This window comes from Levilactobacillus fujinensis, assembly GCF_003946335.1.
GTDB classification, from domain to species: domain Bacteria; phylum Bacillota; class Bacilli; order Lactobacillales; family Lactobacillaceae; genus Levilactobacillus; species Levilactobacillus fujinensis.
The window spans coordinates 51,278-72,602 of the sequence record NZ_RHNX01000014.1; the positions used below are offsets into that span (position 1 = coordinate 51,278).

Annotated in this window: 19 protein-coding genes; 2 read left to right on the forward strand and 17 right to left on the reverse strand. The window is 49.0% G+C overall.

The features are described 5' to 3' along the window. Position 1 precedes the first annotated feature (1 nt). The 6 genes from rnc to EKM89_RS06835 all read right to left on the reverse strand — a co-directional run bounded on the left by rnc (position 2) and on the right by EKM89_RS06835 (position 6,861). A complete protein-coding gene (gene rnc / locus EKM89_RS06810; RefSeq protein WP_048736169.1) occupies positions 2 to 697 on the reverse strand; it encodes a ribonuclease III in 696 nt (231 codons plus the stop codon). Positions 698 to 776: 79 nt separating this feature from the next. After that, a complete protein-coding gene (acpP, locus tag EKM89_RS06815; protein ID WP_125686962.1) occupies positions 777 to 1,028 on the reverse strand; it encodes an acyl carrier protein in 252 nt (83 codons plus the stop codon). 229 nt (positions 1,029 to 1,257) lie between these two features. Further along, positions 1,258 to 2,292, reverse strand: a complete 1,035-nt coding sequence (plsX, locus tag EKM89_RS06820; RefSeq protein WP_125686964.1) for a phosphate acyltransferase PlsX — start codon at positions 2,290 to 2,292, stop codon at positions 1,258 to 1,260. A gap of 16 nt (positions 2,293 to 2,308) precedes the next feature. Next, positions 2,309 to 4,342 (reverse strand): ATP-dependent DNA helicase RecG, encoded by a 2,034-nt coding sequence (gene recG / locus EKM89_RS06825; protein ID WP_125686966.1) that lies wholly within the window; start codon positions 4,340 to 4,342, stop codon positions 2,309 to 2,311. A gap of 432 nt (positions 4,343 to 4,774) precedes the next feature. Continuing rightward, a complete protein-coding gene (locus EKM89_RS06830; RefSeq protein ID WP_125686968.1) occupies positions 4,775 to 6,466 on the reverse strand; it encodes a DAK2 domain-containing protein in 1,692 nt (563 codons plus the stop codon). Positions 6,467 to 6,498: 32 nt separating this feature from the next. After that, on the reverse strand, positions 6,499 to 6,861 hold the full coding sequence (locus tag EKM89_RS06835) for an Asp23/Gls24 family envelope stress response protein (RefSeq protein ID WP_125686970.1): 363 nt from the start codon (positions 6,859 to 6,861) through the stop codon (positions 6,499 to 6,501). A gap of 232 nt (positions 6,862 to 7,093) precedes the next feature. Here EKM89_RS06835 and rpmB point away from each other — a divergent pair, with 232 nt between their 5' ends. Continuing rightward, a complete protein-coding gene (gene rpmB / locus EKM89_RS06840) occupies positions 7,094 to 7,279 on the forward strand; it encodes a 50S ribosomal protein L28 (protein WP_048736175.1) in 186 nt (61 codons plus the stop codon). Positions 7,280 to 8,508: 1,229 nt separating this feature from the next. On the opposite strand, the gene EKM89_RS06845 is transcribed toward rpmB, so the two are convergent. The 11 genes from EKM89_RS06845 to gmk form a co-directional block, all read right to left on the reverse strand. Then, positions 8,509 to 9,183, reverse strand: a complete 675-nt coding sequence (locus EKM89_RS06845; protein WP_125686972.1) for a thiamine diphosphokinase — start codon at positions 9,181 to 9,183, stop codon at positions 8,509 to 8,511. Further along, the gene (gene rpe, locus EKM89_RS06850; protein WP_048736177.1) at positions 9,183 to 9,836 is read right to left on the reverse strand and encodes a ribulose-phosphate 3-epimerase; all 654 of its coding nucleotides are present in this window, start codon (positions 9,834 to 9,836) and stop codon (positions 9,183 to 9,185) included. Before rpe ends, EKM89_RS06845 begins: the two co-directional genes overlap by 1 nt. Before the next feature lie 12 nt (positions 9,837 to 9,848). Next, on the reverse strand, positions 9,849 to 10,745 hold the full coding sequence (rsgA, locus tag EKM89_RS06855; RefSeq protein ID WP_125686974.1) for a ribosome small subunit-dependent GTPase A: 897 nt from the start codon (positions 10,743 to 10,745) through the stop codon (positions 9,849 to 9,851). 84 nt (positions 10,746 to 10,829) lie between these two features. Then, complete coding sequence (gene pknB / locus EKM89_RS06860; RefSeq protein ID WP_125686976.1) at positions 10,830 to 12,863, reverse strand: Stk1 family PASTA domain-containing Ser/Thr kinase; 2,034 nt, start codon at positions 12,861 to 12,863, stop codon at positions 10,830 to 10,832. Then, positions 12,863 to 13,609, reverse strand: coding sequence for a Stp1/IreP family PP2C-type Ser/Thr phosphatase (locus EKM89_RS06865; protein WP_125686978.1), 747 nt, complete (start codon positions 13,607 to 13,609; stop codon positions 12,863 to 12,865). The genes pknB and EKM89_RS06865 overlap by 1 nt, the downstream gene beginning before the upstream one ends. 12 nt (positions 13,610 to 13,621) lie before the next feature. Then, positions 13,622 to 14,965, reverse strand: coding sequence for a 16S rRNA (cytosine(967)-C(5))-methyltransferase RsmB (rsmB, locus tag EKM89_RS06870; protein ID WP_125686980.1), 1,344 nt, complete (start codon positions 14,963 to 14,965; stop codon positions 13,622 to 13,624). Then, positions 14,965 to 15,909, reverse strand: a complete 945-nt coding sequence (gene fmt / locus EKM89_RS06875) for a methionyl-tRNA formyltransferase (protein WP_125686982.1) — start codon at positions 15,907 to 15,909, stop codon at positions 14,965 to 14,967. Before fmt ends, rsmB begins: the two co-directional genes overlap by 1 nt. A 178-nt stretch (positions 15,910 to 16,087) precedes the next feature. After that, entirely contained in the window at positions 16,088 to 18,502 is a 2,415-nt protein-coding gene (priA, locus tag EKM89_RS06880) for a primosomal protein N' (protein ID WP_125686985.1), read from the reverse strand. Between the two features lie 16 nt (positions 18,503 to 18,518). Further along, complete coding sequence (gene coaBC, locus EKM89_RS06885) at positions 18,519 to 19,724, reverse strand: bifunctional phosphopantothenoylcysteine decarboxylase/phosphopantothenate--cysteine ligase CoaBC (RefSeq protein WP_125686987.1); 1,206 nt, start codon at positions 19,722 to 19,724, stop codon at positions 18,519 to 18,521. Between the two features lie 77 nt (positions 19,725 to 19,801). Beyond that, positions 19,802 to 20,017 carry a DNA-directed RNA polymerase subunit omega gene (gene rpoZ, locus EKM89_RS06890; protein WP_024746469.1) on the reverse strand — a complete coding sequence of 72 codons (216 nt, stop codon included), beginning with the start codon at positions 20,015 to 20,017 and terminating at the stop codon, positions 19,802 to 19,804. A 2-nt stretch (positions 20,018 to 20,019) separates the two neighbouring features. After that, entirely contained in the window at positions 20,020 to 20,634 is a 615-nt protein-coding gene (gene gmk / locus EKM89_RS06895) for a guanylate kinase (RefSeq protein WP_125686990.1), read from the reverse strand. Between the two features lie 281 nt (positions 20,635 to 20,915). On the opposite strand from gmk, the gene EKM89_RS06900 reads away from it, so the two are divergent. Further along, positions 20,916 to 21,236: a hypothetical protein gene (locus tag EKM89_RS06900; RefSeq protein ID WP_125686991.1), complete on the forward strand. Its 321-nt coding sequence runs from the start codon at positions 20,916 to 20,918 to the stop codon at positions 21,234 to 21,236. Positions 21,237 to 21,325 lie beyond the last annotated feature (89 nt).

Below are 21,325 nucleotides of genomic sequence, written 5' to 3' on the forward strand. Positions count from 1 at the left end.
CTTACTCTTCTTTCAGATTCTCCAGCGCATGCCGTGCTGCATTTTGTTCCGCATGCTTCTTGGAGTGGCCGTTTCCTTCCCCCAGTAACTTATCGTTCACGTAAACGGCAACCTTGAAGGCCCGGTCATTATCTGGCCCCTCTTCATCCAATAAGCGATAGTCGATGGTAACTGACCCATTCTTTTGGACCAATTCTTGGAGTTCGGTCTTGTGGTCAAAGAATTCGTCGAAACGGCCCTCATCCAGCTTAGGAAAGACGACGGTCGTCACGAACGGCACCACCTTGTCCAACCCCTGATCCATATACAGCGCACCAATAAAGGACTCGAAAATATCGCATAACAAGGAGTCGCGTTGCCGAGCCTGCGCCTTTTCCTCACCCCGACCTAACCGAATATATTGGTCGAAATGGCATTCGCGTGCAAAACTCGCAAAGCTCTGTTCATTGACCATGGCTGCCCGAAGCCGCGTTAAGCGTCCCTGGGGCATCTTGGGGTAACGTCGAAAGATATAGTTGGAAACGACCAACTGCATCACAGCATCCCCTAGGAATTCAATTCGTTCATAAAATTTCAGGCCCTGATTTGGGTGTTCGTTGACGTACGAGGCTTGTGTAAACGCTTCGTCGAGTAGCGACTGGTCTTTAAAGTGAATATCAAAGTTCTCTGCTAATTCTTCATTTAATCCAGCAATCACGCGTAAATTCCCTCATTTCTTCATAGTCAGATTGAAAAAGCCCGGGACGAAAAGTTGCGGCCCGGACTCGCTTGGTACTTTATTTTGCTTGATTTTGGTGGGCATCAATGTAGTCCACAACTTCGCCAATGGTATTCAATTTTTCGGCATCTTCATCCGAAATCTCTGCGCCAAAGGTATCTTCCAGTTCCAAGACAAATTCCACAAAGTCAATGGAATCCGCATCCAAGTCCTGTTTAAAATTCAGTTGATCGTTGATCGCGTCTCTATCAGTTTCAAATCGATCGGCGATAATATCGGCAATCTTGTCAAAAATTTCTGCTTTTGTCATTTATAATCCCTCGCTCACAGTATTCAATAAGTAGTCTAACCGTTTTTCCCAGGCTTGTCTAGCCAATTTATCGTCCCTACGTCCTTTGCCAACCAGTGTAGCACCCTGGCTTCCCCATGCGGTCAACAATGGCTTACTGAGGGCCTTACACAAACAAACCGGGGGTGTAAGTTGGCCGGCTATGGCTGCCATATTTAACTAATCTAATACCCCTTAGATCTTGACGCTGCTATTTCAAAGCTTCCTTCAAAGCAGCCATTTCATCGGTGTGCTGATCGAAGTAATTGACCAGCTGTTCGGCACTGTGCGTCTCCAAGAGCTCATGGATCTGAGCAATCGTGTTTTTAATGGTCCCGGCTTTAGATGAACCGTGTGTCTTAACGACTGGTGCCTTTAATCCGAGCAGAACGGCACCACCATATTGTGAGTAGTCCATGGCACTCTGAACGTTTTTGAAGACTGGTTTTAACATGGCTGCACCCAGCTTGCCACCGAGACCACCACTCATGATCTCGCCCTTGATTAGTTTCAACATGGACAAGGCAGTGCCTTCGATTGCCTTAAGCGTGGCATTCCCAGTGAAACCATCGGTAACGACCACATCGGCAACCCCACGTAACAGATCCCGTGATTCTACATTACCCACAAAGTTAATGCTGTCCATGCCGGCCAAGGCGTCATGGATCGCACGGTGATTTTGATCACCCTTATCGGCTTCGGTCCCGTTGTTTAGCAGCCCCACCCGTGGATTCTTCACGTTCATCAAGGACTGCGCATAATACTGCCCCATAACGGCGTACTGCACCACGTTGAATGGCTTCGTATCGGCATTGGCCCCCACGTCCAGCATGACAAAGCTCGATTGATCTGGCTTTTGTAAGACAGGCAGCGTCGTGGTCAGCCCAGGACGATCGATGCCCTTGATACGGCCAACAATCAGCAATCCTGCTGCCAACACGGCCCCGGAATTTCCAGCGGATAGGAAGGCATCCGCCTCTCCCTCACGAACGGCTGTTGCGGCCAATACGATACTGGATTGCTTCTTACGACGAATGGCCCGAACGGGTTCATCTTCCATCGTAATCACTTCTGGCGCGGGCATTACGGTGATACGCGTGGTATCGGTGAGCAAGGATGTTACCTTTTCTTCTTGTCCATACAGCAAAAACTCTAAGTCTGGGTAAGCATCACGTGCTAATTCCACACCCTTTACGACTTCGGTTGGGGCGTAATCGCCACCCATTGCGTCAACGGCAATTTTCATTAGTCTATCTCCTCACTTAATCCATCGTAGTAGTTTGATGGGCGGTCGTCGTTAGGAAGGCGGCCAGCGCCAAGTTATCGTCTTTATCGGCCCAGTTTGGTGCGGCGACCGTTTCCTTTGCCGCCTGTTGAGCTGCACTCAAAACATTTAAATCAGCGACCGGATCCCCAACTTTGAAATCGGGCACACCGGACTGCTTTCTTCCCAGAATATCACCCGGACCTCGTAATTCCAAATCCTTTTGGGATAAAACAAAACCGTCGTTGGTATTGGTCATAGTGGTCATCCGTTCAATGGCCAACTGGTTTTTCGGGTCAGCCACTAGAATACAAGCGGAGGCTTTCTTCCCCCGACCGACCCGGCCCCGCAACTGGTGTAGCTGGGCCAAACCAAAGTGATCGGCGTCATAGATCATCATCAGTGTCGCATTGGGCACATCCACCCCAACTTCGATCACCGTCGTGGCTACCAGCACTTGAAATTCGTTGGCCTTGAAGGCGGCCATGATAGCGTTTTTTTCGTCATTTTTCATCCGCCCGTGGAGCAATCCCACCTTGTAAGTCGGTTCAAATTCTTCTTTAAACCGTGCATAAATGGCTTCGGCATTCTTCATGTCGACGGCTTCAGACTCCTCAATCAGCGGCGTGACCACATAAGCCTGTGATCCACTGCTGAGTTCAGCCTTGACCTGTCGTAGTGTGGCATCCACTTGATTGCTACGAATCCAGGTCGTCCGAATCGGTTGCCGACCAGCTGGCAGTTCATTGATGACCGACACATCCATCTCACCATACGCGGTAATCGCTAGCGTCCGGGGAATCGGCGTCGCCGTCATCGCTAAGACATCGGGCTGTTGCCCCTTCTCGCGCAAGGCCTGCCGCTGATTGACCCCAAAACGGTGTTGTTCATCAATTACGGCGAGGCCGAGATGGTGATACGTCACTTCCGGTTGGATCAGTGCGTGTGTCCCAATCAACAGGTTCACTTCACCATTGGCAATCTGTGGCAGTAACGTCTTTCTTGCAGCTGGTTTGGTCGCACCGGTCAACAGTGCGACATTCACTGGAAAGCCATCGAACAGTTTCGCCAAGTTATTGGCATGCTGCTCGGCCAAAATTTCGGTCGGTGCCATCAGAGCCGCCTGGGCCCCTGCCGTAATCGCCGCATACATCGCGATAGCCGCAACGACCGTTTTCCCACTTCCCACATCACCTTGTAAGAGGCGGTTCATATGAATTGGCCGCTTTAAGTCAAAACAGATTTCATTGACCACATGTTTCTGAGCAGTGGTCAACTCGTAAGGTAGTGAATCGATGAAGGCCTTGAGCTGGGCCAAATCGTAGGCAAACGCCTGACCGTGTAACGTGTGATCCTGTTGCTTTACAATTTGTAATCGCAATTCAAACAAGTAAAATTCTTCAAATTTGGCTGTGCGCCGAGCTGCTTGCGCTGCTGCATCGTTTGCGGGAAAATGCATGTCGTGAATCATCTGGTGACGGTGTAGTAATCTAAATTGCTCGCGTAAGGGCTCCGGAATCAAATCTACGATAACCGGTGCGTAGAGGTCATAGGCCGCCTGTACCAGCTTCTTTATGGTCGCCTGATGAATTTCTTTGTTCGCCGGATAGATTGATCCCATCGCGTTATCCGCGCTAGCCAGAATCTTCATCCCCGCCAAACTTTGTCGTTTAGCATCATAACGCCCATAAACAACTATTTCGGCGCCGACCTCTAGTTGGTCACGCAACCAGGGCTGATTAAAGAAGGTCACCGGAATAATGGTATGTTCGTCGAGCAACAGGCGAAAGTTCAGCCGGTTCTTTTTACGCCCAAAGCGAGTCAAAACGGGAGCTGCCGCAACGGTTCCTTTCAGTGTGACCTTCGCTTGATCCGTGAGTTCTTCCGGATCCTTGGCCTGCAGATTCTCATAGCGAAAGGGAAAGTATGTCAACAGGTCATTAACGTTATGAATATCCAGCTCGCTTAGCGCCTGTACCCGCTTGGGCCCAACCCCGGCCAATATTCCGACCGAATCACTCAAACTTGCCATCACGATCACCTCCTTCTCAAATTTTTTTAATTAGTCCTAAAGTTATACGATGGCCTCATCGACTGACACTGACGTTCTGTGGCAACATGAGACGATACAAGCTGGCGGTTTATAACACCATCTATCATGGTAAAGCCAAATTGCCAGGAACATAGCCAGCCGTGAAAATGATATTCACTAACGTTTCATCAGCTAGTTTACAACACGAGCAACTTTGAAGTCTTAGTGGGGCCTCAAGGCTGCGAGAAGACCGGTACACTTCCAAGGCGGAATCCCTGACAACCGCAAGTCGCAGGACGAACCACATAGGTTTAACAAGCGAAGGGGCATGAGACAAAATGTCCCACACCCCTTCGTGTTGTCGTTACCACATACAACTGGGCTGTCAATGGCAGAAATGCCGCTCACGAGCCTATGCTTTAGGTAAATCGACTATTCAACCGAAATCAGGAATGGGTAAACCGGTTGGTCCCCTTCGTGAACTTCCGTTTCTAATTCATCATCTAATGCCAGGATGGCTTGTTGCAACTGATCCGCAACTTCAGCCGTCGTATCGGCACCATAAATAATCGTAACAATTTCGCTTTCGTCATCGAGCATGGTCTTCACCATGTCAACAGCCGTCTTCAACAGGTCGGCATCAGTCACTTTAATCGTCCCATCGACGATTCCCATGAAGTTACCTTCCTTAATGTCAAAGCCGTCTAGTTGCGTATCCCGAATGGCATGCGTCACCTGACCACTCTTAACGGCAGACAAATTATCTTCCATAGCAGCCTGATTGTCAACGAGTTCGGCATCCGGGTTATACCCGAGCATAGCGGTCATCCCTTGAGAAACCGTCGTGGCGTGCACAATCACAGTTGGCACATCAGCAACCTTAGCGGCTTGTTCGGCCGCCAAGAAGATGTTCTTGTTATTTGGTAAGACAATGGCCCGCTTAGCTTGGCTCTGATTGATTGCATCCACGATGTCTTGCGTACTTGGATTCATGGTTTGACCACCATTGACCACGTGCGTCACACCGAGGCTCTTAAAGAGCGTAGCTAACCCGTCACCAGCAGTAATTGCAATGATTGCCGTGTCAGCAGGCTCTTCAGCGGTCGCAACGGCGCCGGCATCTGCAGCAGCCTCTTCATCATGTTCCATGATGGTTTCTTGCTGCATCCGCATGTTGTCGACCTTAACCTTCGCCAGGTCACCGAATTCTTGACCCCAGGCAATCACTTTTCCAGGATGTTCCGTATGGACATGGACCTTGACGATTTCCTCATCATTGACCACTAGTAAAGAATCACCCAGATTGGCCAAATACTTATAGAACGTATCGTAATCAAAATCGTGATCGACTTGTTTCCCACGGCCGATACGAACCATAATTTCGGTACAGTAACCGTACTTGATACTGTCTGGATCTAATTTACCTTGCACACTTTGGTGGTGTGCAGCGTCGATCATTTCATCCATTTCAGCATCATCTGGCTTGTAGTCGCCCTCTTCGGCAACACGGCCATTCAGAGAATCATTAAAGGATTCCAGCACAAAAGTCAACCCTTGACCACCAGAATCGACAACCCCGACCTGCTTCAAGACTGGCAAGAGATCCGGTGTCGTCGCTAAAGCGGCCTTGGCTGCTTCATAGACAGCATCCATGACAGCTAAAACATCATCGGACTTCTTAGCCGTATTTAAGCCAGCCTGAGCACCCTCGCGAACTACGGTGAGGATAGTTCCTTCGGTGGGTTTCATAACGGCCTTATAGGCGGTCTCAGCACCAGCAGCGAAGCCATCGGCCAAATCTTGGGCATTTAAGGTTTCCTTATCCGCTAACTTCTTAGAAAAGCCCCGGAAGATCTGTGATAAAATGACACCGGAGTTTCCCCGTGCACCCATCAGTAAACCCTTGGCCAAAGCAGTTGCCAAAGTTCCAACGGCAGTGCTATCAGCATCCCGTTCGTACTTGGCCCCGCTCTGAAGTGACAAGCTCATATTGGTTCCAGTATCCCCGTCTGGAACTGGGAACACATTCAGTGAGTTAATAAAATCAGCATTTTGGTTTAGCTTTTGCGAGGCGGCTTGGACCATCTTACCAAACTCAAGATTAGTAATTTCTGTTACTTTCAACTAAGTATCCTCCTTGATTTCAGTACGTCTGGCTAATCAGCCAACACCCGCACCCCTTGAACAATGACGTTAACAGAGTTTGCAGCAACGCCTAACATTGTTTCTAGGTTATATTTGACTTTAGATTGAACGTTACGTGAAACTTCGGAAATTTTGGTTCCGTAACTAACGATCACGTAAACGTCGATAGCAACCCCATTTTCCTCTTGGCGAACAACCACACCACGCGCATAGTTTTCGCGACGCAAAATGTCATTGACGTTGTCCCGAATCTGATTCTTGCTTGCCATGCCCACGACACCATAATTATCAGTCGCGGCACCCCCAACTACGGTCGCAATCACTTCATTGGTAATATCAATTGTTCCGTACTGAGTCTTAATCTTTACGGCCATGGAAATAGCCTCCTTATCTGGAAATAGAATCTTAACAGAAATTAATCTTACCACAACCCACGCCAAAATAGAAATAGGAACTCCGAAATGCACGTCACGACGGTAAATAAGTGTCAAGTAAATTTCCTTGAAAGAAAACATTGCGTTCCGCAAAAGAGTATGGTAAATTAGTCAGGTGAGTAAAAAGCACTGCTTTTTAAAAGTAATGAATCCATAAAGGAGGGTTTACGCCATGGCAAAGGATTTTCTCAACGGCAAGCGGACTCGTTTTGGTAACAAGCGTTCCCACGCTTTGAATTCAAGTCGTCGCGCTTGGAAGCCGAACTTACAAAAGGTTCGCATCTTAGTGGACGGTAAGCCGAAAAAGGTCTGGATTTCGGCTCGGACTTTGAAATCAGGTAAAGTAACCCGCGTCTAGTTAACGACACGGTTATAAAAGAAAAGCACAACCAGTTTACTGGTTTGTGCCTTTTTTTTACTCTTTTTTAGGCAGTTAAAGGCGCTGCTACTCTCTGCAGGGGAACCCTATCAGCTCATAATTTTTCATTGGCGGTCGCTCACCTACCCAGTTAACCCGCCCAGTTAAAGCATCATTACAACCAACAATATTATTTTACCAAATATGTCAGGAGTTCTGACACCTATACGGAAATAATACAAACCAAGTCAATCGCCGATGCTTTATTCATTAAAAATGACCATTACCCCTCTCATTTTTATATAATCTAAAAGTTGAAAGTTCCGTAACCCCAATAATGACTATTGCGACGACGATACTGAAACTAAAATTAGGCGGCGTCGACCAATCATCCGCTTACCGACCACCAGATATGGGCTAAAACGGTGTAAATCGTGCGTTCAGCCTAGTATTCGTTTTCTTCGACCAGCGACGTTCCTCACAGCAGACGGAATCCCCGAAGGCCAGCAATCGCCCCTAACTAATACAATTAAATGTACAAAAAATGAGCCTAGGGGCAATCCCAGACTCATTTGGTATCTCCGAATTTATATATCTTAACTAAAGGTTGAAAGCCAAAATGTTTGCGTTACTCTTGCGAAAGTAGGGATTATTACGGCTAAATTAGTGAAAACAGCCGCACTCCGGCCGCCAGGGATTCCGCTTGCTGTGGGGAACGCTTCCAGCCAAAGGACGGGCTTCCAGCTCGCCTGAAAGCCGCCAAAATCAGGCGTCTCCCAGGTCGTCCCACGATGTAAGCCGGAAAAACCGCCGACTAACATCGTCGACACGACTAGCTGCATCCCTGGCCGCCTCCGGCTCTGATTGTGCAGATCAATTCCAATCACTGAATCCCAAGTGGTCGCTAAAGCTTAAGCATAATTCAATAGCGCTTCAAACGGCATGATCCATGTTGCCTCAGACCAACTACGTCAGCCGAGAGGTCGGCAGATATGGGCTCAGGCGCGTCGTTCTACTTAGTCGGTAGGTGGGTTCCCTGCTGGCTTAGTAGAAAACCAAGCTTGTAGACTCGGTCTTTTCGAGGCTTCAAGTTGTGTTCGCACCGATCCAGCCCATATCTGCCGGCCGGTAAGGCGATAGTTGGACAACGTTGCCTAATTTTAGACCCAGTATCGTTGTGACAACGGTCATAACGTGTGTTTCGGAACTTTCAACCTTCAGATCTTAGCTTATTCGTGCCGCGCTTCGTAGGTATCCTTACTCTGAATCACACAGAGCAACCCCGTATCGAAGCGAAATTCTCCGGATTCACCAACAAATTCATTGCTGGCAAAGGAGATTGGGTACGGAATCGGTTCGTCATGTAACGTATATTTTTCGTTGATGAGGGTCAAATGATCGATGGGTGTCAGCGGTACAAAAGCCAAATAATTCTTATCTGGTTCCTTTTGAACCGTGTAGTGCCCTGGCAGATAAAACGTAATCGTGTTTTGCTTATCAATCAGCCGTATCCGACCCGCATACCGCTTATACTGGGGGTCCAACACCAAAAATAAATTGGCGAGGAAGTGATCTAATCGACCACCAGTTGCCCCGTAAATATCCACGTGTTCAGCGCCATAATCGGTCAGTGCAACCTTGACGGCCACCTGCGTGTCGGTAAAATCTTGGTCAGACTTCGAGCGAATATCTTTCACGTTGCGTCTTACCCGCTGTAATTCCGTTGCCTGCAGGGAATCAAAGTCTCCAACTGCAGCCACCGGTTGAATATTGTGATCGATCAGTCGTAACGTCCCTCGGTCAACGCCAATCCAGGGGCCAACGATTTTATTACCGACGAGTTCCTGCGGCCAGTTGGCCTTAGGTCCGCCCACTAATAGATTAAACGTTCCGCCCCGTGGCATTATTTCGTAGCTTCCTTTAACGCGTTGATGCGGGCAACTGGGTCGTCTGAATTAAAGACGTATGACCCAGCAACGGCGACGGTAGCACCGGCGTTAGCACATTCCACAACGGTTTCATTGTTGACCCCACCATCGACTTCAATGTCGAAAGTGTAGCCCTTTTCCTTCTTGATAGCGTCCAGTTCAGCAATCTTAGCAACCGTGCTGTGCAGGAACTTTTGACCACCGAAACCAGGGTTAACGGTCATCACTAAGACTTGCCCAACCATGTCCAAAACAGGCAGGATAGCTGAGACCGGTGTCCCTGGGTTAATGACAACTTCTGGCGTTGCACCGGCGTTTTGAATCATTTGTAAAGCCCGGTGAATGTGCGGCGTTGCTTCGACATGAACACCGATGATATCAGCACCGGCCTTGGCGAAGTCTTCAACGTAACGTTCTGGATTTTGAACCATCATGTGAACATCTAAGACCATCTTTGTTACGGGACGTAAAGCCTTAACGACCCCAGGTCCAAATGACAATGCTGGGACGAAAGCGCCGTCCATGATGTCAATGTGTAAGACTTCGGCTCCGGCCTTGTCGACCTTTTCAACGTCTGGCTGTAAATTGATGTAATCCGCACTTAAAATTGAAGGCGCTACTTTAATCATAAAATCTATTCCTCATTTCTTTTTGTTATAAACTGGTTTTTGGTTCTTTAACAACGTGTCTAACTGCAAGTAGTTATCGTAGCGACTCTGCATAATTTTCCCATCAGCTAAACTGGTCTTAACGGCGCATCCGGGCTCATTGATGTGCACACAGCCCCGAAAACGGCAATCAGGTGCCAACCGAGCAAATTCAGGAAAGTACTGTGCAAGCTCACGATAGTCGATGGTTAGCGTATCATACGACGAGAATCCCGGCGTATCCGCCACCAGGCCACCCGCAATTGGCATCAGACTCACCTTACGCGTCGTGTGTCGCCCACGATTTAACGCGGTCGAAATTTCTCCGGTCGCAAGTTCAAGGTCGGGTGCAATGTGATTCAGCAAGGTTGATTTCCCAGCCCCTGTTTGCCCCATGATCACCGATTCCTTGTTGGCAAGCGTTTCACGTAACTGATCTAACCCTGGTTTAGCAAAGGGCTCACGCGTCAATACGACTGGATAGCCGACCTGACGGTATCCCGCCGCTAACGTTTCGAACTCTTGATACCGTTCATCAGTAATCAAGTCGGTCTTGGTAAAGTAAATGACCGGCGCAATATGACTGATTTCAAGCGCAATCAACTGACGATCCAGTAGGTTGGTCGAGAACTCTGGCGCCGCCACCGCCGTGACCACGATTCCCTGATCGATGTTGGCAACCGGTGGCCGAGTCAATGCATTGTCTCGTGGTTGAATCTCTAAGATATAGCCCTCTTTGGGTGACGAACTCTCAAAGGTTACCCGGTCCCCGACAAGTGGTGTAATTCGCCGCTTACGAAAATTTCCCCGAGCACGGGTTCGGTACATTTCACCGTCGCTAAAAACGTCATAAAATCCGCTCAACGACTGACGAATCTGTCCCTCTGACATGCAGCACCTCCTTTATATTTTAGCAAAAAAAGCTCAGTCCTCTTTTATTATAAAAGAACTGGGCTCTAAATGCAGGCTTTTTCATTAATTTTTCGTCACGTGATTATCTGAAGCAATCACATGGCCGTCACGAACGACTTTATACGCCCCTGATTTACCGGACGCAACCGTAAACGGCAACGTCACCGTCGTATCAGCCGTAATCGTCATCTGTTTGTAAATCGTACTTAAAGAGTGATCCTGATCACGCAGATAAATTTGAATCAGATTGGACGCCGTACTACTACTGCTACTCGTATCGCTGCTATCATCGGTCGTATCCGTCGATGAGCTGTCCGCACTGCTATCATCAAATGGAATCTTAACGCTCACACTGAACTGATCGACACTGGAGCTACTTTCACTCTCCGCACCACGAGACAAGGTTAGTGTCACCTCGTCACCCTCTTGGACGACGGCCCCTTCACCTGGTGACTGCCGGATGACGTGACCCTTCGTCACATCACTTGAATAGGCGTACTGAAACGCCAGGTTCAAGTTGTGATTCGACGCGTAGCTCTGGGCTTGCGCCTTGGTCTTATCAGTCAGATCGGCTAAGGTCACGGTTTCAGATCCAGTAGATACGGTAAACGTGACGGCCGTATCTGCCGGAACAACGCTCTGTCCTGCTTCAATGCTCTGCTGCATGATCTTTCCAGCAGGTACACTGGTCGAATGGACCGACTCGCGATGAACGGTAAATCCAGTGGCCTGAAGCTTAGCCGCCGTGCTGGCATAAGAATCACCTTGATAATCCGCTAATTTATAGCGTTTGGGTCCAGTGCTGATCCACAGGTCGACTTCGCTTTCCTGCTTGAGCTGTGTACCCGAGCGGGGTTCGGTCCGTACGACACGACCAACCTTGACTTTGGCACTTGCTGTCTTGTGAACCGTGCCTGCCGTTAAATGTGCAGAAACTAGTTCTGTTTTGGCGATTGCTTCCTTCTTACCTACAACATCAGGCACACTGGTCATATGTGGCCGGAAGAGTGCCATTCCGATGATAATACCGGCGATCAGCAAGACCACAACCAAACCTGCCATCAGAAATTTTCGGCGGCGAGGGTGCCGCGTCTTTTTTCGGCCCTTCTTAGGGGTCGCTGACGCCTTATCCGCCGTTTTTTCTGGCATATCCTTAGCCTCAGCCGGTGTCGTTTCACTGAGTGGGAGTGCTGAAGACAACACGCCACTCAGCGGCAAGACCTTCGTTTCCCCATCATCGCCGCGCATTGGCGTAAATTTCAATTCACCCGCCCGCTTTGGTGACAACGAGGTCTTCAGATCCTCAGCCATACTCGCGGCATCGGTATACCGATCCTCAGGACGCTTAGAGGTCGCCTTTAAAACAACATTTTCTAAGGCCTGTGGAATCCGTGGGTCAATCTCTCTAACCGACGGAATCTCCGACTGGAAGTGTTTCAACGCAATGGAGACCGCCGTTTCCCCCTCAAAGGGTACCGTACCGGTCAACATTTCGTACAAAATAATCCCTAGAGAGTAAATGTCCGACTGCTTGGTCGCCATCCCTCCACGCGCTTGTTCTGGCGACAGATAGTGTACGGACCCCAAAACCGTATTGGTCTGTGTCAGGCTGTGTTCGGATAAAGCAACCGCGATACCAAAATCGGTGATTTTCGCCACACGATTTTGATCGATCAAAATATTTTGGGGCTTTAGGTCCCGGTGAATAATGTTATGCTCATGAGCTGTCTGAACGGCGCCTAAAATCTGTTCCATAATTTGAATGACTTCCTGATACGCAATCGGAAAGTGATCCTTGATGTACGCCTTCAAATCAGTTCCTTCGACATACTCCATGACTAAATACTGCATCCCATTTTCTTCACCAACATCGTAAACTTGAACGATATTTTGGTGAACCAACTCGGTCGCCGCCAGCGCCTCACGTTGGAACCGCCGAATTGTACTGGGATCATCTCGCAAATCGAGCCGTAACAATTTTACGGAAACGTCACGGTCCAAAATCAAGTCATGAGCTAGATAAACGTTGGCCATCCCCCCCTCGCCCAGCGCGCGGATGATGCGATAACGGCCATTTAACGTATAACCCGATCGCATTAGTCCGCCACCTCCCGCGAGAAGTTGGTAATGATCAAGACCGTAATATTGTCAAGCCCACCAGCCGCATTGGCCAAATTGATCAATAAATCACACTTGGCTTGCGCGCTATGGTCACTTGCCAACACCTCTTGAATCTGCTGGTCATCAACCATATTGGTCAGTCCATCCGTACAAAGAAGTAGTTGATCATCCTGCAACAAGGGATAGGTATTAAGATCAAACCGTGCGTCATCGGAAATGCCCAAGGAACGGATGATCACATTTTTTTGAGGATGGTGGCGTGCCGCTTGCCGGCTGATTTCTCCTCGCTTGACCAGCTCGTTGACCAACGAATGGTCCTCGGTCAACTGCCGCAACTGTTGATCACGGTACAGATACGCTCGTGAATCGCCAATATTTGCAATGACGACCTCTTCGGTGAAGTACAGAGCCGCCACTAGGGTCGTTCCCATCCCGTTCAAGTCCGCAAACTGATTCGACTTATCAATGATTGACTGGTTCTCCGCAGTAATCTGAGTCGTAATCCATTTTTGTGCGGCGCTGGACGTCTTAAGCTCGGTCTTTTCGAACTCATGACCAAGATGGGACACCGCCATGGCACTGGCGACGTCGCCTCCCTGATGACCACCGATACCGTCCGCGATGATAGCTAAATGCTGGCCCGCCTGGTTGGTAAAAACGTCCACGTAGTCCTCGTTATCATTACGTTGTTTGCCAATCGATGTTCGGTATGCGACTTTCATAGCCTATCACCCCTATTTTTTACGACGGAAGGCACTCACGAAGAATCCGTCCGAATCAAAATCATCCGGATAGATGTTCAACGTGTCCGTGCTCCGGTCACCCTTCACGTTTTGACTGGTCTCGACCCGCATGGATTCAAAATCAGGATGGCTTGCCAAGAACTTTGCGACGACTTCACCATTTTCTGTGTCCAGAATCGTGCAGGTGCTGTAAACCAAAATTCCGTTGGCCTTTAGTTTTTCACTCACAGCGTCCAAAATACCTAACTGAACGCGTTGTAACTGCTGAATGTCTGCTGGCGTCTTTTCGTAACGAATTTCAGGTTTCCGACGAATTAGGCCCAATCCAGAACAAGGCGCATCGACTAAAATACGGTCGAATTGTTTCTTTGGAAACTGGTCGTTGATTTTCCGCGCATCCAAGGCCACCGCATCAACTCGATCGGCCACGTGCATACGTTCGGCGTTCTTTTCGATCAGGGCAACCTTCTTAGGATGTAAGTCCAAAGCCGTGACCTTGCCACCAGAATGAGCGTCAAGGAGCGCAGCAATCTGAGTGGTCTTTCCCCCAGGTGCGGCACAGGCGTCCAAGACTTGGTCCCCAGGACGGACCTGCAAAGCTTCCACTGGTAACATAGCACTTTCATCTTGAATGGTCAGCTCGCCAGTTTCGAACACATTGCTTTGGTTCGCAGCCTTATCGTCTAAACGAAAGGCATTGCCAGCAACGATGCTTGGTGTCACCGTGTAACCTTGGTCTTCCAGCGATTGCCGAACCTCTTCAGGGGTTGCCATGGCAACGTTAACCCGCACGGATTGCGCAGCCGGTTGGTTGATGGTCTTCAAAATACTGAGGGCCTTGTCGGCACCCACTTGGTCTTGAATCGCGGTCACAAGCCATTCGGGAACTGAGTATTCCAGACTCAAGCGTTTGATTGGGTCTTTGATTTGACTAAGGTCGGGTAACCCTTTGCGGTCAATAGCGTGCAGAACCCCGGTTACAAACCGTCGAATTCCTTCGTGGCCCCGGTCTTTTGCCAATTGAATGGCTTCGTTAAAGATGGCCCGCTTAGGCACCCGATCTAAATAAATTTCTTGATACAGCGCAACCAATAGTGTCATCTTGACCCAAGGCAATACTTTTTGGTTAGGCTTGATGAAACCTTCCAAATAGTAGTCCAAAGTCAGTTGGTGTTGAATCGTTCCGTAGACCAGGTTGGTCACGAAACGGCGGTCAACGTCGCTAAGGTTGTGGGTCTCTAAAGTTTGTTCCAATTGTAAGTTCGAGTAAGCCCCGTTAGCCACACGTGTCAATGCTTCGACCGCTAAAGCCCGAGGAGTAGTATTTTTCGTCATTATTCAGCCACCTGTTCGCCAATTGTCAGTGCGTCGCTCGTTCCGTTCACCCAGTCCGTGATGCTCAACTTGGGCTTCCCTGCCGGTTGAATCTCATCTAAACTGAGAACACCGTGTTCCCCAGTTGCAATCGCCAAGTGATGTTTGTCATGACTCACCAAGTCCCCTGGCTTCAAATCAGTCGTTTCATCTAAGACCGTCACTTGCCACAACTTGGTCCGCACGCCATTTAAGTAAATATGCGCAATAGGTGCTGGCCGTAAGGCTCGGACCTTACAGTCAATCAGACGCGCACTCAAACCCAGGTCGATCCGTTCTTCATCGGACTTGATGGTTGGCGAGAAGGTCACTTGTTCCTCATCTTGTGGGACCGGCGTAATTTCACCAGCCAGTAGCTTCGGTAACGTCTCTAGCAAGAGGTCCCGCCCGAGCACACTAAGCTTCTTAAACATACTGCCGACATCGTCTTGGTCCGTGATAGGCAAGGCTTTCTGCGCTAAAACATCTCCCGCATCCATCTTCTTTTCCATAAACATAATGGATACACCGGTCTCTTTGTCCCCATTCATGATGGCGTAGTGCACGGGAGCACCACCACGATACTTGGGCAATAAGGAAGCGTGTACGTTGACCGCTGCTACCTTAGCTGCCTTCAACAACTTAGTTGGCAAAAATTGACCAAATGCTGCCGTGACAATTAAATCGGGTGCGAGTTCGATGGCCCGGGCCATTTCATCACTACCAGATATTTTTTGTGGTTGGAGTACCTCGATACCATGTTCTACGGCCACTTGTTTCACAGGGGATGCCGTTAAAACGTGTTTCCGCCCAACTCGCCGGTCAGGTTGCGTCACGACGGCCAACACATCGTAGCCCTTTTCAATTAGGCTACTGAGGATGGGCGCTGAAAACTCGGGCGTTCCCATAAAGATTACTGAAGTCATTACTTACACCATACTTTCTTGACAACTGTTTTTATTTTGACTAGATATTTCGTTATTCTTTCGCTTCACCAGTTACAATAAGCGAACTGACCCGGTATGAACGACGCGTTTCCGCCCATATCTGGCAACCAACATGCGGCCCATTCCACGTCAAACTAACGATCACAATTTTGCTTACCTACATAAAGTTCATCGGCTCCGGATCAATCGTGACCGTCAAACCATGTCGTGCTGGAATCTGTGCCGCTTGGCGAATCTGTTCCAAAACAGGTTTTAACTTTGCCTCTTGTTTATATTTGATTACAACTTGATAATAATACTTCCGCTTGACCCGTGCAATCGCCTTGGGCGTCGGCCCTAAGATAATCGCTTTATCGCTAAGGCCTTGTTTGAGCGCCGCTACAATCTGATACATGGCTTTGGCCGCAGTGGCTTCATCCTCGTGGCTAGCCGTAAGCTGGACCGCAAAGTAGTACGGCGGGTAACTTCCTTGATGCCGCATGTGCATTTCGGTCACAAAGAAGCGCTCGTAGTCCTGCTGCTGAGCCAGTTGAATAGCATAGTGATCCGGGTTGAAGGTTTGAATGTACACTTCTCCGGGCTTGGCCGCCCGGCCCGCCCGGCCACTGACCTGCGTCAACAACTGGAAAGTCCGCTCACTAGCTCGAAAATCTGGTAAGCCCAGCGCAGTATCCGCATTGAGGACCCCAACCAACGTAACGTTGGGAAAGTCCAACCCCTTTGCAATCATCTGCGTTCCTAGCAGAATATCCGCTTGGTGCTGCCCAAATTGCCGCAAAATGCGTTCATGGGCCCCTTTTTTCCGTGTAGAATCAACATCCATCCGGAGAATACGTGCGGTTGGAAATTCCTTTTGCAACGCCTCTTCGACTTTCTGGGTACCCGTACCATAATAGCGAATTTTACGACTATGACAGTTCGGGCAAACGTGTGGAATAGCCTCTTCATGCCCACAGTAATGGCATTTCATGGTGTGCGTATCCATGTGCAAGGTCAGTGAAATATCACAGTTCGGACATTTCAGGACAAACCCACAGTCCCGGCACATAACAAACGATGAGTATCCCCGCCGGTTCAGCATCAGCACCATCTGTTCCTTGCGGTCGAGACGCGTCTGAATCGCCGTCAACAGGGACTCAGAGAAATCACCCTCACTGTGTTGCTTAAGTTCTTCACGCATATCGACAATGTGAACTGCCGGTAGCGGATGATCGTTGACGCGCTTAGCCAAGACTAACCGCGTGTACAGACCTTTAGCAGCTCGTGCACGCGTCTCTAGAGATGGTGTGGCACTTCCTAACACGACGGGACAATCATTGTACCGACCGCGCCACAAAGCCACATCTCTGGCATGGTACCGTGGATTTTCATCCTGCTTATAACTCGTTTCATGTTCCTCATCCATGATGATAATACCGAGGTTCTTGACTGGCGCAAACACTGCCGATCGGGCACCTACGACCACAGTCGCTTCCCCGCGGTCGATGCGTCGCCATTCATCATATTGTTCGCCCTTAGACAGGCCGCTGTGTAAGACCGCCACGCGTTGGCCAAAACGGGCCTTGACGCGGTTGACCATCTGCGGAGTCAGTGCAATTTCTGGGACCAGCATGAGCGCCGTTCGCCCCTGTTGCAAGGCAATTGCAATACTTTGCAGGTAAACCTCGGTCTTCCCACTACCAGTGACACCTTCAACCAAAAAGTTCTCGGTCTGATGACCATCAACGGCGTTACTGATGGCGGAGACCGCTACCTGTTGTTCCGCATTTAAATGTAGCGGCTGGGTCGGCTTAACCGGTTGCTGGAAGGGATCGCGATAAACTTCCAATGGTGCCTTGGTCAACCACCCCTTATCGGCCGCTGCTGTGATCACTGCCGAACTGATATGAGCCGCCTTGACCACCGTGCTCTGCGCAATCAACCGATCCGGCGACATAGTTTGCAAGTACGCCAACAAGTCAGCTTGTTTAGGGGCACGTTTTGTGACTTCATCCTGAATCTCACGTAACTTGATGGTGGTTAAGGCCGGCTTGATTCCTGTCGTTGTTTTGACGGCCGATCGATCCTTCACTTGATAGGTCATTTCGACCTTCCCAGCACGTTGCAGCTTGAGCAATCCAGCCACCGTGGCGTCATCGAGCTTATCAGTGAATTCGCGGGGCGCACCATCCGGAAAATAAGTCGCCATTTCATTGGGTGTCAGCGTCTGCGTTGGCTGAACCTGCCGCTCGGTTTGGGTCTTTAATTGATTGGGTAACATCGTCTGAATACAGGTAATACGAAAGGCGTACGTGGTATCGGCTAACCAATCCGCTAAAGCCCGCAACTCGTCATTTAGAACGGGAGCGAGATCTAAAACCGCCTGAATCGGCTTCAGTTCACCATCAAAACTGGTGGCGTCGGTCAAACCGACCACAACACCTGAAACAACTCGGTGACCGCGACCAAACGGGACAATGACCCGCATCCCCACCTGAACCTGATGTTCCAGCTTGCTTGGAATCGCGTAAGAATAGGGATCGTTCGTCTGCATTGTTGGCACGTCCACTAAAATTTGACCGATCTGGGCCATTGTACTCACCTCACTTTTACTTAAATAGTTGCGCAAGCCGGTCGACTAGCGCCCGGGCAATCAGCTTTTTACTGGTTTTTGGTGTCTGATCCGTCACCCCATTCGGCAAAATAAAGGTTACTTGGTTCTCATCGCCGTTAAACCCAATATCGGCACGCGAAACATCGTTTGCAACCAGCATGTCTAAATGCTTGGCACGTAACTTTTTTTCACCATTAGCCAATAAGTTCTGCGTCTCAGCAGCGAAACCAACCGTTACTTGGTTAGCACGCTTGAGTTGCGCCACTTCTTTTAGAATATCTGGTGTCTTTTTCAATTTTAAAATGAGCTCATCATTAGCTGGCGTCTTCTTGATTTTCTGGTCGGCCACCGTCACCGGCTGAAAGTCTGCGACAGCCGCAGCCATCACCAAGGCATCATTGGCCGGAAAACGATCTAAAACGGCCTGAGCGAGATCGGTAGTGCTCTGAATCGCCACGACGGTGACCCCACTTGGCACAGTTAACTTAGTCGGTGCAGTAATCAACGTAACCGCGGCTCCAGCCTGTTGTGCAGCCTCAGCGACGGCGTAACCCATTTTGCCGGAGGAATCATTGGTCAAAAACCGAACGGGGTCGAGTCGTTCGCGAGTCCCTCCGGCCGTAACTAACACGTGTTTACCGGCTAAAGTCTGCTCACCAAATAAAGATAATTGTTCTAGCTGACGAACAATCTCAGCTGGTTCAAGGAAGCGACCCTGTCCAGAATAGCCTTCTGCCAGGGGCCCGGTCGCCGGCAACAACACGTGCACCCCATCGGCCGTCAACTGATGGCGGTTGCGTTGTGTCGCTGTTGCCTGCCACATATGACTATTCATCGCGGGCACCACGACCTTAGGTGCGGCAGTGGCTAACCAGGTGGCACTCGCCACGTCATCGGCTAGACCGTTTGCAAATTGCGCCATTAAGTTGGCCGATGCCGGAGCAGCCAAGGCGATGTCCGTCCAGTCGGCTAGTTCAATGTGGCTGATCTGACCATCTGAACGCCACCAGCCATCATCAGTTAAAACGGGCTGCTTCGTTAAGGCCGCAAACGTGGCCGCTGTCACAAACTTTGCTGCACTTGCCGTCAACACAACGCGAACCGTGGCTCCCGCGCGTTGTAACTCTCGTGCCAGAGTCGCTGCCTTGTAGCTTGCAACACTGCCACTGACCGTTAACGTAATGTGTTTTTCTTCGAACATAGCCAACCTCCATATTGCCATGATAAAAAAAGCCAGATTACCCAACGGCAACCTGGTCTTAAAACTAACGCTTCAGCTTAAGCGTTGAGATCCTTTTCGTCCGGATCGATCATTAATGCGCCGGCCGCAATTTCTTCAAGAGCCCGACCAATGGTCTTCGGGGACTTGTATTCGGTCAAAAGTGGCTTAGCACCGGCATCCAACTCGTGGGCCCGCTTGCTCGCTAACATGATCAATGAGTACCGAGAATCAACTTGTGCTAATAAATCATCAACTGAGGGATAAAGTAGCATTTTTATTCGTCTCCAATCATTTGTTCGTAATCCGGCATGACCCGGGTTACACGTAACCGTTCACTGCGAATAATCATTTGAATCCGGTCGACCGCCCTGCTAACTTCATCGTTAACAACAGCATAGTCATAATTCCGCATCATTCGAATTTCACCAACGGCTTTCTTGATACGCTTGTTAATGACGTCCATGGCGTCCGTTCCCCGACCAATCAAGCGATGTTTTAACTCCATCAAATCTGGTGGCGTTAGGAAAACGAATACGGCATCGGGACAATTTGCCCGAACTTGCATCGCACCGTTCACTTCGATTTCCAAAAAAACATCCTTACCTTGATCAAGGGTCTCATTAACATATTTTAACGGGGTTCCATAGTAGTTGTCAACATACTTGGCATACTCCAACATTTCTCCGTTACGAATATTTTCCTCAAACTCTTCCTTGGACACGAAATAATAATCGACACCGTTCACTTCGCCTTCTCGCGGTTGCCGAGTCGTCATTGAAATGGAATAGGAAAAGTCGGTCGCACCAGTCTCAAACAGCGCCTTACGCACCGTTCCCTTACCAACACCGGAAGGACCTGAAAGCACAATGAGCATTCCACGTTTAGCCATCGTTAAAAATCCCTTCATCAAAAAAATTTAATTATGATACCGTAGTCATCGCGTCAGCGACTTGTGACTACCGCACCGTTTAAAGTCAAGTTTGCTTGGCCTGAATTATAATCTATAGGATACTATATTACCACTATTTAAGGACAAATACTGCATCTACAACCCTTTTCTCAAAAAAAGTCGTTGCCAATAAAAAAATTTAGGATAAGAACAAAAAAGCTTGCAATCTCAAACACGTGTTCGTATAATGAAAATACAAACAAACGTTCGAGGTGATCAGTATGCAAAACGTAAAAGGATCTGCTCTGTCTGATCGGGTGGCTACCGCTTACCGGGAGCTTTTTAGTGAGCTACCCGTTATTAATGGCCAAGTTGTCTATCCACAAATGCCTAAATTTCAATTGGATTACTTTATCCGGCAAACATTGGACCGTAACTATTTAGTTCGGCTTCAATTCAAGGCCGCTGTTGACACCACACCAATGACCGTCGTCGGTCATCTCAAACAAGATACCGCTGGTCACCTCATTTTAAAACAGAACCATGCTTTGGTCACTATTGTGACCCCCGAGCTACTGCGTTCGGTTCAACGCACCCAGTAAACAAAAACTAACGGTTCTACAATATCTGTTGTTGGTAATAGATTTTTATCTATTAATGATGACAGATTTTTTGTTTATCATTAGAATAA